The 12,315-nt window shown below is 65.1% G+C and carries 13 protein-coding genes; 6 read left to right on the top strand and 7 right to left on the bottom strand.

What is annotated here, in order from left to right; genetic code table 11:
* Positions 1-209: 209 nt before the first annotated feature.
* Positions 210-965, bottom strand: coding sequence for an SDR family NAD(P)-dependent oxidoreductase (locus tag AC58NV_RS00405; RefSeq protein WP_497225397.1), 756 nt, complete (start codon positions 963-965; stop codon positions 210-212).
* Positions 966-1,053: 88 nt separating this feature from the next.
* The gene (locus tag AC58NV_RS00410; RefSeq protein ID WP_497225398.1) at positions 1,054-1,968 is read right to left on the bottom strand and encodes a GNAT family N-acetyltransferase; all 915 of its coding nucleotides are present in this window, start codon (positions 1,966-1,968) and stop codon (positions 1,054-1,056) included.
* A gap of 46 nt (positions 1,969-2,014) precedes the next feature.
* Between AC58NV_RS00410 and AC58NV_RS00415 the strand changes: the two genes are divergently transcribed.
* Positions 2,015-2,152 (top strand): hypothetical protein, encoded by a 138-nt coding sequence (locus tag AC58NV_RS00415; RefSeq protein WP_497225399.1) that lies wholly within the window; start codon positions 2,015-2,017, stop codon positions 2,150-2,152.
* Positions 2,153-2,535: 383 nt separating this feature from the next.
* Here AC58NV_RS00415 and tyrS read toward each other — a convergent pair whose 3' ends face one another.
* Positions 2,536-3,792 (bottom strand): tyrosine--tRNA ligase, encoded by a 1,257-nt coding sequence (tyrS, locus tag AC58NV_RS00420; protein WP_497225400.1) that lies wholly within the window; start codon positions 3,790-3,792, stop codon positions 2,536-2,538.
* 143 nt (positions 3,793-3,935) lie between these two features.
* On the opposite strand from tyrS, the gene AC58NV_RS00425 reads away from it, so the two are divergent.
* Positions 3,936-5,045: an anhydro-N-acetylmuramic acid kinase gene (locus tag AC58NV_RS00425; RefSeq protein WP_497225401.1), complete on the top strand. Its 1,110-nt coding sequence runs from the start codon at positions 3,936-3,938 to the stop codon at positions 5,043-5,045.
* On the top strand, positions 5,020-5,697 hold the full coding sequence (locus tag AC58NV_RS00430) for a phytanoyl-CoA dioxygenase family protein (RefSeq protein WP_497226373.1): 678 nt from the start codon (positions 5,020-5,022) through the stop codon (positions 5,695-5,697). Before AC58NV_RS00425 ends, AC58NV_RS00430 begins: the two co-directional genes overlap by 26 nt.
* A 30-nt stretch (positions 5,698-5,727) precedes the next feature.
* On the opposite strand, the gene AC58NV_RS00435 is transcribed toward AC58NV_RS00430, so the two are convergent.
* Both AC58NV_RS00435 and AC58NV_RS00440 read right to left on the bottom strand, forming a co-directional pair.
* Positions 5,728-6,630, bottom strand: coding sequence for a fatty acid desaturase (locus AC58NV_RS00435; RefSeq protein WP_497225402.1), 903 nt, complete (start codon positions 6,628-6,630; stop codon positions 5,728-5,730).
* 44 nt (positions 6,631-6,674) lie between these two features.
* Positions 6,675-7,094 carry a cupin domain-containing protein gene (locus tag AC58NV_RS00440; protein ID WP_497225403.1) on the bottom strand — a complete coding sequence of 140 codons (420 nt, stop codon included), beginning with the start codon at positions 7,092-7,094 and terminating at the stop codon, positions 6,675-6,677.
* A 57-nt stretch (positions 7,095-7,151) separates the two neighbouring features.
* Here AC58NV_RS00440 and AC58NV_RS00445 point away from each other — a divergent pair, with 57 nt between their 5' ends.
* Both AC58NV_RS00445 and AC58NV_RS00450 read left to right on the top strand, forming a co-directional pair.
* The gene (locus tag AC58NV_RS00445) at positions 7,152-8,570 is read left to right on the top strand and encodes a protein adenylyltransferase SelO (protein ID WP_497225404.1); all 1,419 of its coding nucleotides are present in this window, start codon (positions 7,152-7,154) and stop codon (positions 8,568-8,570) included.
* Positions 8,571-8,723: 153 nt separating this feature from the next.
* Positions 8,724-9,428, top strand: coding sequence for an endonuclease/exonuclease/phosphatase family protein (locus AC58NV_RS00450; protein WP_497225405.1), 705 nt, complete (start codon positions 8,724-8,726; stop codon positions 9,426-9,428).
* Between the two features lie 208 nt (positions 9,429-9,636).
* On the opposite strand, the gene AC58NV_RS00455 is transcribed toward AC58NV_RS00450, so the two are convergent.
* Entirely contained in the window at positions 9,637-10,947 is a 1,311-nt protein-coding gene (locus tag AC58NV_RS00455) for a DEAD/DEAH box helicase (protein WP_497225406.1), read from the bottom strand.
* Positions 10,948-11,301: 354 nt separating this feature from the next.
* Between AC58NV_RS00455 and AC58NV_RS00460 the strand changes: the two genes are divergently transcribed.
* A complete protein-coding gene (locus tag AC58NV_RS00460; protein WP_497225407.1) occupies positions 11,302-11,715 on the top strand; it encodes a Fur family transcriptional regulator in 414 nt (137 codons plus the stop codon).
* 20 nt (positions 11,716-11,735) lie between these two features.
* Here AC58NV_RS00460 and AC58NV_RS00465 read toward each other — a convergent pair whose 3' ends face one another.
* Entirely contained in the window at positions 11,736-12,299 is a 564-nt protein-coding gene (locus AC58NV_RS00465) for a hypothetical protein (protein ID WP_497225408.1), read from the bottom strand.
* Between the last annotated feature and the right edge of the window lie 16 nt (positions 12,300-12,315).

Here is a 12,315-nt window from a genome sequence, read left to right on the forward strand (position 1 = left end):
GATGCCTTGGCTGCGCCAAGCCGCCTTTGTGCGGCCTTGGGCCGGGCGCTGCTTGCGCAGCGTCGAAGGATTTGCTTAGAAGCGCTTCAGGGGCAGGTCTGCCCTGAAGGCACGTTTTCCAGTGTGTGAACCGCTGAGACCGCCTCAAGGGTAAACGGCGCAAGCGCCGCCGCTCATGCGGCCCTTGACCCGGTCTCAGCGGCAGGGGGTCAGCGCATGCGCAGGGCGCCGTCGATGCGGATGACCTCGCCGTTGAGGTAGCCCATCTCGACGATGAAGCCGGCCAGGCGGCCGTATTCGCGCGGGTCGCCGAGGCGGGCCGGGTTGGGGACGTCTGCGGCGAGCTGCTGCTGCACCTCTTCCGGCAGTCCGGCCAGCATCGGGGTCATGAAGATGCCGGGTGCGATGGTCATCACCCGGATGCCGGAAGACGCGAGATCGCGCGCCATCGGCAGGCACATGCCGGCAACACCGCCCTTGGAGGCGGCATAGGCGGCCTGGCCCTTTTGCCCGTCGAAGGCGGCAATCGACGCGGTGTTGATGATCACGCCGCGGGCGTTGTCCGCATCGGGCGCGTTCTTGGCGATTTCCACCGCAGCCAGGCGGGCGACGTTGAAGGTGCCGACCAGGTTGATGTCGATGGTGCGCTTGTAGGCATCCAAGGGGTGTGCGCCCTCCTTGCCCACGGTCTTGGCGCCGATGGCGATGCCTGCGCAATTCACGCAAGCGGTGATCTTGCCCATCTTCTCTGCCGCGTGGGCGATGGCGGCGGAAACCGAGTCCTCGCTGGTCACATCGGTCTGGGCGAAATGCCCGCCGATCTCCTGTGCCACCTGAGTGCCGCGTTCGGCGTCGCGGTCCAGGATGGTGACCTGGGCGCCCTGTTCGGCGAAATAGCGCGCGGTGGCCTCACCCAGGCCGGAGGCGCCGCCGGTGACGACGGCTGCGGTGTCTGCAAGTTTCATGAGCGGGGCTCCTCCCGGTTATCTGAACATGTGTTCATATAATGGAGAGGCCGGGCGCCTGTCCAGCGGGACGGGACGTCGCGGATTTTCAGTCGCCCATCAGGCCGCAGTCGAGCCGTGCCAGCGGGCTTAAGATGCGGCCGAGCGGCGGCCAGAAGCCCCAGGTGCCGCCCAGGCGGTGCAGCTGCGCACCGGTGCCGAGCTTGAAACGGGCAAGGCCGGGGGCGTCCTCGGTATTGATGAGGCCGAGGTCGAGGCGGCAGATGCCCTTGGCGGCGAGCCAGTTCGCCGCCTCCCACAGCAGCAGGGGGTGGGCGCTGAGCTGTTTGCCGCGGGCAGTGGTGTGGGCGATGTGGTAGGTGGCGGCGATGCCGTGGGTCAGGATCAGGATGGCGGCGACGGGTTCCTTGCCCTCAAACGCCTGGAAGAGTTTCGCCCGGCCTTTGTTCTCGCGGGCGTAGGCAAGGGTGAGGGGGATGGGCCAGCTGCGGTAGCCGCGCTGGGATTGCTGTGCCGCGTCTGCCCGGAACAGCCAGTGGCGCACGTCATGCGGCAGATTCTGGCGGGCGAGGCGGAGGTTTTGCGCCTCGCCGTGTTTCAGCCGGTTGCGCCATTTCGGGTGCAGGGCGGCGCGGCGCTGATCAGGATCGCCTGTCAGATCCCAGAGAGCAGTATGCGCCGGGGTGACCAGCGGCACCGCACCGAGACGGGAGAGGTGCGGCGCGGGGGCCTCCGGCGACAGGATCAGCGGGGCGCGGTGCAGGCCGCTGGTGCGCAAGGCGGCCAGCAGAGGGGCGGGATCCGTCAGATTCGCCCTGTTCACCATCGCCAGCCGCAGCCCGCCGGGCAGGCGCTGCTGCAGCACCAGTGTGCCGTCCAGCCTCAAGGGCTCCTGGCCGCAGGCCATCAGCGCACGGGCGAACTCCGGCGACTGCTGGAGGGCGCGGGGCTGGGGGCGGCTGGCTGCTGCGTGGATGTCGGGATCAGGGGCGCTGTCGAACATGGGGTCATTAACGCGCTGGAAACCTAAATCATGGTTAATTTCCAGCATGAGGAAAGCAAAACAGATCATGGGGCAGGCGGCAGCGGCCCCGCGAATGACCAAGGCGGCGGCGCTGCTGATTGCCATCGGCCTGTCGGTGCCGGTGTTTCTGGTGCTGACGCTGGTGGAAGCGGTGGTGTTTTGACACGCGGGAAAGCTCCCGCGCCCGCAGGTGCATTGGCCTTTCCAATTGAACCTTGGCGGCCTTGGGCCGGGCGCCGCTGCGCGGCGCTGCAGATGGATTGCTGAGAGGCGTTTAACGGCAGGTCTGCCCTTAAGGCGCCTGGTTCAGTGTATCCCGGCCATCCCCGCCTCAAGGGTAAACCGTGCTGCGCACGGCCGCATGAGCGGCCCTTGACCCGGGGCTGGCCTGAAGAGCAGTTGCGTGAAACCGCTGGCGCGCCGCGCAGCGGCGCCCGGCCCAACCGTGAGGACCCGTCTTTGACGGGGCTGGAATGGGCGGGAGAGCATGCAGGCAGCAAAAAAGGGAGCGCAAAGGCTCCCTTTTTCCGGTTCATGTAAAATGGATCAGCCGTCCAGCCGCACCAGGGCGTGGCGTTTCTTTCCCGCGCTCAGCTTGATCGGTGAGGACAGCGCGCCTGCGTCGATCATCAGCCCTGCGTCCGTGAGCGGCTGGTCGTCCAGCTTGGCGCCGTTTTCGGCGATCAGGCGCTTGGCGTCCTTGCCGGATTTGGCGAGGCCCGATTTCACGATCAGCTGCACGATCGAGATGCCATCGCCCAGGTCGGCGGGCGACAGCGAGAGGGTGGGCAGGTCGTCCCCGACGCCCCCTTTCTCGAACACCTCGCGCGCGGTCGCTTCCGCTGCGGCGGCCGCTTCGGCGCCGTGGCAGAGGGTGGTGACCTCATTGGCCAGGATCACCTTGGCGGCGTTGATCTCGGAACCCGCCAGCGCGCCCAGGCGCTCGCATTCCGCGACCGGCAGCTCGGTGTAGAGCTTCAGGAACCGCCCCACGTCGGCGTCGGTGGTGTTGCGCCAGAACTGCCAGAACTCGTACGGCGACCGCATGTCGGCATTGAGCCAGATCGCGCCCTCGGCGGTTTTGCCCATCTTCTTGCCGTCAGAGGTGGTCAGCAGCGGCGAGGTAAGGCCATAGACCTCATTGTCGATCACCCGGCGGGTGAGGTCGATGCCGTTGACGATATTGCCCCACTGGTCGGAGCCGCCCATTTGCAGGATGCAGCCGTAGCGGCGGTTCAGCTCCATGAAGTCATAGGCCTGCAGAATCATGTAGTTGAACTCGAGGAACGACAGCGACTGCTCGCGGTCGAGGCGGGATTTGACGCTCTCGAAACTGAGCATCCGGTTCACCGAGAAGTGGCGGCCGATGTCGCGCAGGAATTCCAGGTAGTTCAGCCCGTCCAGCCATTCGGCGTTGTTCAGCATCAGCGCCTTGTTCGGCGCGTCGCTGTCGTAGTCGATGTAGGCGGAGAACACCTTCTTGATGCCGGCAATATTGTCGTAGATCGCAGCCTCATCCAGCAGCGGGCGCTCATCTGCGCGGAAGGAAGGGTCGCCCACCTTGGTGGTGCCGCCGCCCATCAGGGTGATCGGCTGGTGGCCTGTCTTCTGGAACCAGCGCAGCATCATGATCTGGATCAGCGAGCCGACGTGCAGCGATTTCGCTGTCGCGTCAAAGCCGATATAGGCCGGGCGCACACCTTGCAGCAGGGCGTCGTCCAGGCCCTGGTAATCGGTGCAGTCCGCGAGGAACCCGCGTTCCATCATGACTGCGACGAAATCCGATTTCGGTGTGTAGGTCATAACATGCCTCGGTCTATGGTTTTGCACCATGCCCTATAAATCGCATTGGCGCCGGTTGGAACCTGTTTTCCCGGCAAAATATGCGCTGTATTGTGGCGCGCAAACGGGCGGGACGGCCCGGTTCTGTTGAAGGGGCAGGGGCGATGAGCAAGGCCATTGCAAAAACGGGTGCGGTCAGGGCGCTGGGCGCGATGAGCGGCACCTCGCTGGACGGGGTGGATGCGGCGGTGGTGGTGACCGACGGCGCGCGTATTCACGGGTTCGGAGAGAGCAGTTACCGCGAGTATTCCGCCGCAGAGCGCAGCGTGCTGCGCGCGGGTCTGGGCAAATGGACCGGGCCGGAAGTGGAGGCCGCGGCAGCGGTCTGCGATGCAGCCCATGCGGCGGCGCTGGCGGAGTTCAAGGATGTGGAGATCATCGGCTTTCATGGCCAGACCCTGGCCCATGCGCCGCGGCTGCAAGGCACGCTGCAGGTGGGCGACGGCACGGCGCTGGCCGAACACCTGGGCAAGCCGGTGGTCTGGGACTTCCGCTCTGACGATGTGGCGATGGGCGGCGAGGGCGCGCCGCTGGCGCCGTTCTTTCACTTTGCCTGCGCCAAATACATCGGCGCCGAACGGCCCTTGTGCTTCCTGAACCTGGGCGGGGTCGGCAACCTCACCTATGTGGACCCGAGGTTTGAGCGGCCGGAGGAGCCGGGGGCGCTTCTGGCGTTCGATACCGGGCCTGCCAATGCGCCGGTCAATGATCTGATGCAGGAGCGGCTGGGTATCCCCTGGGACGAGGATGGCAAAGTGGCGCGTTCAGGCACCGTGGAGACCGGCGCGCTGGAGCTGTTCCTGGCCGAGCCCTATTTTTCAAGAATGCCGCCCAAGTCGCTGGACAGGAACGATTTTGCCGAGATGGTGGGCCTGGTGAATGAGCTGAACGATGCGGATGCGGCGGCAACCCTGATTGCCATGTGCGCAGCCGCCGTGGCGCAGGGGATGGAGCATTGCCCGGAGGCGCCGGAGGCGGTGCTGGTCACTGGCGGCGGGCGGCACAACCCGGTGCTGATGGAGATGCTGCGGGTGTCGCTTGATTGCCCGGTGAAGCCGGTGGAGGACGCCGGGCTGGATGGCGATATGCTGGAGGCACAGGCCTTTGCCCATCTGGCGGTGCGGGTGGCGCGCGGAATGCCGACCTCGGCGCCTGGGACCACCGGGGTGAGTGCCTGTGTTGGCGGCGGTGTGGTCAGCGTGCCGGGGGCGTAACGCAATGAACGCTCAGAGCGATCTTGACACTCATGGCCGCTGCTGGCTGCGGCAGGTTTTGCAACCGGAAACCCTTGCCCGGCTTGACACGCTGTATGACGGGTTCGGTCAGGCTGGGGAGCGGATCAAGGCACTCACCCGATTCAACGCGCCGGAGATCCGGTGGGTGCTGCATGGGTTGCTGCCGGGTGCCTTTGCCACCCGTGCGGTGGCTTTTAACAAGGCTGAGGGCCGCAACTGGTCACTGCCCTGGCACCAGGACCGGGTTGTCGCGGTCAAGGAGCAACTGGAAACCCCCATGGCGAAGAATTGGTCCCGCAAGAGCGGGGTCTGGCATTGCGAGCCGCAGGAAACGGTTCTGAACAGAATGCTATTTGTCCGTCTGTATCTTGACGATGTCACTGAACAGAGCGGCGGCATGCAGTTGGCGCTTAGCAGCCACAGGAAAGGCATTTTGCCAAAGGATGAGGCGGAGGCGCTGGCAGCGGACTGTGTTCATGAAACGGAGCAGGCCCGGCGCGGCGACATCCTGGTGATGAACATGCTGCTGGTGCACAGGTCTTTGCCGGCGCAGTCGCAGCAGCCCCGGCGGGTAATCAGGGTGGACTATGCCAATTGTCCGCTTCCGGAGCCGCTTGAATGGGCTGTGTGAGGCTAGGCTTGGGCACTCCCCCACTGGTTTTCAGCGAGCAAGCTGCTTCACGTAATCTGCGGTGAACTCGCCATATCCATTCGATGTCGACTTCAAATGCGCCTGCGTGATGGCGTGGAAGGCGGGCAATTGATGGAACGGCACGCTCGGGAAGGAATGATGCTCGGCGTGGTAAGGCATGTTCCAGGCCAGAAAACGCACCAGCCGGTTGGTGAAAGTAGTGCGGGAGTTTTCCAGCATGTTGGCGACCGGTGGGCAAAGGCCGTGTTCCGCCAGCAGGTAGGCGCGCAGGAACGGCTGGCCGATCAAGAGCGGCAGGATCCACAGCCACAGTACCAGCGGTGATAGGAGAAGACTGAGCAGCGCGGCAGCATAGATCACCAGCAGCACACGCGCCTCCAGCTGCATGTCCGTGTGGCGGCGTTCCGGCAGGTAGGGGGCGTCGATGGTGCCGAAGGCGTTGCGCCAGATGGTGCTGCCCATGCCGCGCCAGTAGCCCCAGCCGCTGAGATATCTGAGCCATTGCGGCAGGGTTGCGGGGCGGGGGCCGTGTTCCAGCTCCGGGTCGCGCTCCGGGTCATTGGTGTATTTGTGATGCGCCAGGTGGAAGTAGCGGAACCAGACAAAGGGCAGGGCGATGGCGAGGGCGCAGAAATGGCCCGCGGCCTCGTTCAGCCATTTGCTGCGGAACGGTGTCTGGTGGGTACACTCGTGTGACAGCGTAAAGAGGAAGACCAGCAAGATTCCCTGCGGCAGCATCAGCAGCGGCCAGAGCGGGACCTGCAGCGCGATGCCCGTGGTGCAGGCGCCAAGAGCCGCCAGATACAGCGCCAAATGCCGCAGGCCCGCGGCGTCGGAGCGGGCGGTCAGTGCTGCCTTGGTGTCCGGCGGCAGCGTCTTGATCAGGGCGGTGTGATCCAAATGCGCAGGCATATGGACAGTCTTGTCCAGCCCGGCGATTCGCTGCAAGGGGCGGGTCAGCCGCGCGGAATGCCGAAGCCGGGGGCGGCGAGTTCGAATCCCTCGAACTGGAACCCCGGTGACACCGCGCAGCTGACCAGTGTGTAGTTCCCGGTGGTGCGGGCGGCCTGCCAGTGGCCCTGCGGCACGATCAGCTGCGGTGCGCCTTTGGTCAGGTCCGGGGTCAGCAGGTGGTCCTTCGCCGGGCCTGCATCCGTTGCCGCCATCGACAGCACCAGCGGTGCACCGGCGTGGTAGAGCCAGATCTCGGCCGCGTCGACACGGTGCCAGTGGCTGCTCTCGCCAGCCTTCAAAAGGAAGTAAATACAGGTGCCTGTGGGGCGGCCTTCATTCTCAGCGCGCCAGGTTTCCTTGTACCAGCCGCCCTCCGGGTGCTGCTGCAGGCCCAGGTGCTGGATGATCCGGTCTGCGTCCATTGCTGCTCTCCCCGCTTTGGTGCTGGTAAATCTCTATTCCAGTCATATGTTTGGGCCATGACACTCATGATCCCCTTTGACAACACCTATGCTGCCCTGCCGGGGCAGTTCTACTCCAAACTGCCGCCGCAGGCGGTGAAGGCGCCCAGGCTGGTGGCGTTTAACGAGGATCTGGCACGGATCATGGCGATCACGCCCGGTGAGGCGGTGGAGATGGCAGAGGTGTTCAGCGGCAATCAGGTGCCGGAGGGGGCCGACCCGCTGGCGCAGCTTTATTCCGGGCATCAGTTCGGCACCTACAATCCGCAGTTGGGCGACGGGCGCGCGATCCTGCTGGGCGAGACGGTAGGGACGGACGGCCAGCGCCGGGACATTCAGCTGAAGGGATCAGGCCGCACGCCGTACTCCCGCAACGGGGACGGGCGCGCCTGGCTGGGGCCGGTGCTGCGCGAATATGTGGTGAGCGAGGCGATGCATGCGCTTGGCATCCCGACCACGCGGGCGCTGGCGGCCGTGGAGACCGGCGAGACCGTCTGGCGCGAGGGCGGCCTGCCCGGTGCGGTGCTGACCCGGGTGGCGGCGAGCCATCTGCGGGTTGGTACCTTCCAGGTGTTTGCCGCGCGGGGCGACAAGGTTAGCCTGCAGCGGCTTACAGAATATGCCATTGCGCGCCACTACCCTGAGGCCGAAGGGCCGATGGCGCTGCTGCGCGCGGTGCGCGATGCGCAGTCAGAGCTGATTGCGGCCTGGATGGCGGTGGGCTTCATCCACGGGGTGATGAACACCGACAACTTCTCGATCTCGGGCGAGACCATCGATTACGGTCCTTGCGCCTACATGGATGTCTATCACCCGCACACGGTGTTTTCCTCGATCGACCGGGGGCGGCGCTACTGTTATGCTAATCAGCCCACAATTGCGGTCTGGAACCTGGCGCAGCTGGCCACGGCTCTGATCCAGCAGCTGGACGACCCGGAGGCGGGTGTGGAGGAGGCAACGGAAATCGTGCATGCGATGCCCGCGCTGACAGAGGCGGCCTGGCTGCGGCGCTTCCGCGCCAAGCTGGGAATCACCACAGGACGGGACGGCGACCTGGAGCTGATCACCGCGCTGCTGGGCCGCATGGCAGAGAACCAGAGCGATTTCACCAATACCTTCCGCGCCCTGGCAGACGGCACGGCGCGGGACCAGTTCACCGATCCGGCTGCCTTCGACGCTTGGGCGGAGGACTGGCAGCCGAGGCTGGAGGATGAGCCGGAGCCGGAAAGCATCATGCTCGCGGCCAACCCGGCCTTTATCCCGCGCAACCACCGGATCGAGGAGATGATCGCCGGCGCTGTGGCAGGCGACTATGCGCTGTTCCACAGGCTGAGCGCGGTGCTGGCGACACCTTATGCGGATCAGCCGGAGCACAGCGATCTGCAGCGCCCGCCGCTGCCGGAGGAAGTGGTGCAGGCGACTTTCTGCGGCACCTGATCCCCTGTTCATCCGGCTGAAAATATCTTCGTGGATGAATTGAGCTGAAAGCTCAATTGGGGGCAGACAGCCCCCTGTGCCGGTTGCGGCCTGAAGCCGGTTGTGCTTGGGCCGCATTCTGCGCCACACTTCCGGCAGGCCCGGAGAGAGCAGATGCCAAAGACCCCCCCGCCGGATACCCTGCGGATTGCCACCTACAACATTCAGAAATGCGTTGGCCTGGATCTGCGCCGGCGGCCGGAGCGCACCCTTCAGGTGCTGTCGGGGCTGGGCGCGGATGTGGCGGTGCTGCAGGAGGCCGACAAGCGCTTGCCGCCGCGGCCGGCAGCGCTGCCGCATTTCCTGATCGAGGAAACCGGCTGGCAGGCGGCGGATCTGGGCGGCGCCGGGTCGCTGGGCTGGCATGGCAATGCGGTGCTCTACAGGAACGGCGTGCAGCTGCGGGGCAAGGGCCATATCGCGCTGCCGGGCCTGGAGCCGCGCGGCGCGGTCTGGGTGGAGCTGGAGACGGCGGTGGGGCCGGTGCGGGTGATCGGCGCCCATCTGGGGCTGACCGGCCGGGCGCGGCGCGAGCAGATGCATGCGCTGGCGCGGGCCGCAAAGCGGGAGGACGCTGCAGTGGTGCTGGCGGGGGATTTCAACGAATGGTCGCGCACCCCGGTGCTGGAGCATATTGCCCCCGGGTTGAATTTTCTGCCGCCGAAACCGAGCTTTCCGGCGGTGCGGCCGCTGGGAGCGCTGGACCGGATTGCCCATTGCAAGCGGCTGAAGGCAGTTGAGCATGGGGTGCATGGCGCTCGGCCGGCGCATATCGCCTCTGACCATTTGCCGGTCTGGGCGGATTTGCGGGCGGTTTGAGCCGGGAGCGCTCCCGCGCCTTTTCCGGCAAGTTGCCGTCAGGCTTGGGCGTGGCGCTGCTGCGCAGCGCGTTTTCTTAGTGCTGAGAGGCGCTTAAGGGCAGGTTTGCCCTGAAGCGCCATTTCAAGTGTGTGTTCCGCCAGCGCCGCGTCAAGGGCGTGCCGCGCGGTCCCTGCGGGACCCTTGACCCGGCGCTGGCGGGGAAGGCTTAGCGCGCGCGCTGTTTCTGGCCGCGGCGCTGGGCGTTGCCGGGTTTGCTGCCCTGCGGTTTGCCCTGGCCGCTGTTGCCGCCGCCACGGCGGCGCTGGCCGCCGGGTTTGCCGCCGCCGCGGCGCCCGCCGGGACGGCCGCCCGGTTTGCCTGCGGGGGCTGCCGGATCGGGCATGGCTTCCCAAGCGCGTCCGGAGGCCGTGGGGATGGTGATTTTCATCACTTTCTGGATCGCCTTCAGCTCTTCCATCTCATCCGGGGCGCACAGCGCAATTGCCTGGCCGTCCTTGCCCGCACGCGCGGTGCGGCCGATGCGGTGGACATAGGCGTCCGGCACATTCGGCAGTTCGTAGTTGTAGACGTATTTCACATCCGGAATGTCGAGCCCGCGGGCCGCCACATCAGTGGCCACCAGCACCTTGATTTCGCCTGCCTTGAAGGCGGCGAGGGCGCGCTCTCGCTGGCCCTGGCTCTTGTTGCCGTGGATGGATGCCGCTGCAAAACCCGCTTTATCGAGGGTTTTCATCAGCTTTTCCATGCCCCATTTGGTGCGCCCGAACACCAGGGTGCGCTCATCCTTGTGCTGGTCCAGCAGTTCCTTCAGCAGGTCCAGCTTGGCGGCCTTGGCAATGAAATGCACCGATTGGGTGATCTTGTCGGCAGCCTTGCCCGGGGGGGAGACCTCAATCCGGACCGGGCTTTGCAGGTAGGAGTTGGCGATCTCGTTCATCTGTTTCGGCATGGTGGCAGAGAACAGCATGGTCTGGCGTTCCGCCGGGATCAGCGCCGCGATCTTGCGCAGGGTGTGGATGAAACCGAGGTCCAGCATCTGGTCGGCCTCGTCAAGCACCAGGAAGTCGCAGGAGCCGAGGTCCAGCGCGCCGCGGTCGAGGATGTCGATCAGGCGGCCCGGGGTGGCAACCAGGATGTCGGTGCCTTTGGCGATGCGGGCGATCTGCGGGTTGATGGAGACGCCGCCGACCACCAGGCCCACCTTCATCGGGGTGCCTTCGGTCAGGCCCTTCAGCGTGTCGGCGATCTGGTTGGCAAGCTCGCGGGTCGGCGCCAGCACCAGTCCGCGCACGGTCATCGCGGCGGGCTTGCGGCCGTATTCCAGCATCCGTGCCACCAGCGGCACGCCGAAGGCGGCGGTCTTGCCGGTGCCGGTCTGCGCCAGGCCCAGCACGTCCTTGCCGTTCAGCGCATGGGGAATAGCGCGGGCCTGGATCGGGGTGGGATCATTGAGACCCATGTCCTTGAGGCGTGCGAGGAGCTTCTCGGGCAGCCCCATGGTCGAAAATTCAGTCACATTCATATCCTTGTGCGGCCAGGCAAAGCGCACAGGCCGGTGCCGCGGATCAGACCCGCGGATGGGGTGGGGCAGGGACCTCACACGTGCGCTGGCCGGATGCCAGGCCGCTGGCCTCTGCAATCCCCACGCGTGATCTTGGGAATGGCGGCATATCACTAGACCCCGGAGCATTGGTCATGCGCAGGATGCGCGTCCGGTTTTCGGCCTCTGCTCACGCGGCAGGGAAGGATGCCTAGGCGCCAAATGGCTGTGGATAAGCCGTTTGTCAACCTTTGATACGGGTGAAAAGCCTGTTTTCGCCGCAGAGTGCATCCGTTAAAGAGGAAGCCCAGAAAACCGCGAGGACCATCGATGCCAAAGCCGATTATCGCCCGCTGCGAAGCCAAGGGGCTGCGCATGACCGGTCAGCGCCGGGTGATTGCCCAGGTGCTGCAGGACAGCGATGATCATCCGGATGTCGAGGAGCTTTATGCCCGCGCCAGCGCGATGGATGCCGGAATTTCCATCGCCACCGTCTACCGCACGGTGAAGCTGTTCGAGGAGGCGGGCATACTGGAGCGGCTGGAGTTCGGCGACGGACGCGCGCGCTATGAGGATGCGGAGCGCGAGCATCACGACCACCTGATCGACATGAACACCGGCGAGGTGATCGAGTTCTGCGACCCCGAGATCGAGGAGTTGCAGGAGCGGATTGCGCGCAAGCTGGGGTATGAGCTGCGCGGGCACAAGCTGGAGCTTTACGGGGTGCCGGCCAAGAAGGCCTGAGCCCGCCGGAGCAGCCTGTTCTACAGTTTGGCTTCGCCTTTGATCAGGACCGTGATCTTGTAGGACCTCATCAGTTTCATCTTCTGCGCCAGGTAGGCGGCATTGCCTGCGTAGCGCAGCTTGAACCCTTTGACGGTTGTCTTCTTGGGCAGCCAGTCCCAGCGGAAGTCATAGACATCATTCACTGCGCCATCGAACTCGAATGTCTTGCCTTTGGGGGTCAAGCTGCCGGAGAGGGAGGCCTGATACAGCGTTCTGGCCAGGTCGCGGTTCTTGACGAAGAAGATCGTGGTGTTCTTCAGCTTGGCGGGCTTCTTGTGCTTGGCGGCGATCTTGCGCAGTTCCGCGCTGTGCAGAACGGCCTGTGAGATCTTCGACTTCACCCCGTGGCTGATGTTTCCCTTGCCATCGATGGAGCGCTTCATGTGTTCGTAGGCGATGGGGTAATTCTTGTTCGCTGATTTGTTGGCGTCGTGCATTGCCGCCTTGACTTCATCCACCGCGGATTTGCCCAGTTCGTCGATCGCTTTTTCGGCGTCCTTGGCGGTTTTGATCATCGAATTCAGCGGGTCGAAGTCTGGCATCAGGATGTCTCCGGCT

The sequence above is a fragment of the Leisingera sp. ANG49 genome (assembly GCF_059694505.1).

Bases quoted from the DNA above. Each gene is read 5' to 3' on its own strand.
- AC58NV_RS00405 (WP_497225397.1), bottom strand. From the start codon at position 965: ATGAAACTTGCAGACACCGCAGCCGTCGTCACCGGCGGCGCCTCCGGC.
- AC58NV_RS00410 (WP_497225398.1), bottom strand. From the start codon at position 1,968: ATGTTCGACAGCGCCCCTGATCCCGACATCCACGCAGCAGCCAGCCGC.
- AC58NV_RS00415 (WP_497225399.1), top strand. From the start codon at position 2,015: ATGAGGAAAGCAAAACAGATCATGGGGCAGGCGGCAGCGGCCCCGCGA.
- tyrS (WP_497225400.1), bottom strand. From the start codon at position 3,792: ATGACCTACACACCGAAATCGGATTTCGTCGCAGTCATGATGGAACGC.
- AC58NV_RS00425 (WP_497225401.1), top strand. From the start codon at position 3,936: ATGAGCAAGGCCATTGCAAAAACGGGTGCGGTCAGGGCGCTGGGCGCG.
- AC58NV_RS00435 (WP_497225402.1), bottom strand. From the start codon at position 6,630: ATGCCTGCGCATTTGGATCACACCGCCCTGATCAAGACGCTGCCGCCG.
- AC58NV_RS00440 (WP_497225403.1), bottom strand. From the start codon at position 7,094: ATGGACGCAGACCGGATCATCCAGCACCTGGGCCTGCAGCAGCACCCG.
- AC58NV_RS00445 (WP_497225404.1), top strand. From the start codon at position 7,152: ATGACACTCATGATCCCCTTTGACAACACCTATGCTGCCCTGCCGGGG.
- AC58NV_RS00450 (WP_497225405.1), top strand. From the start codon at position 8,724: ATGCCAAAGACCCCCCCGCCGGATACCCTGCGGATTGCCACCTACAAC.
- AC58NV_RS00460 (WP_497225407.1), top strand. From the start codon at position 11,302: ATGCCAAAGCCGATTATCGCCCGCTGCGAAGCCAAGGGGCTGCGCATG.
- AC58NV_RS00465 (WP_497225408.1), bottom strand. From the start codon at position 12,299: ATGCCAGACTTCGACCCGCTGAATTCGATGATCAAAACCGCCAAGGAC.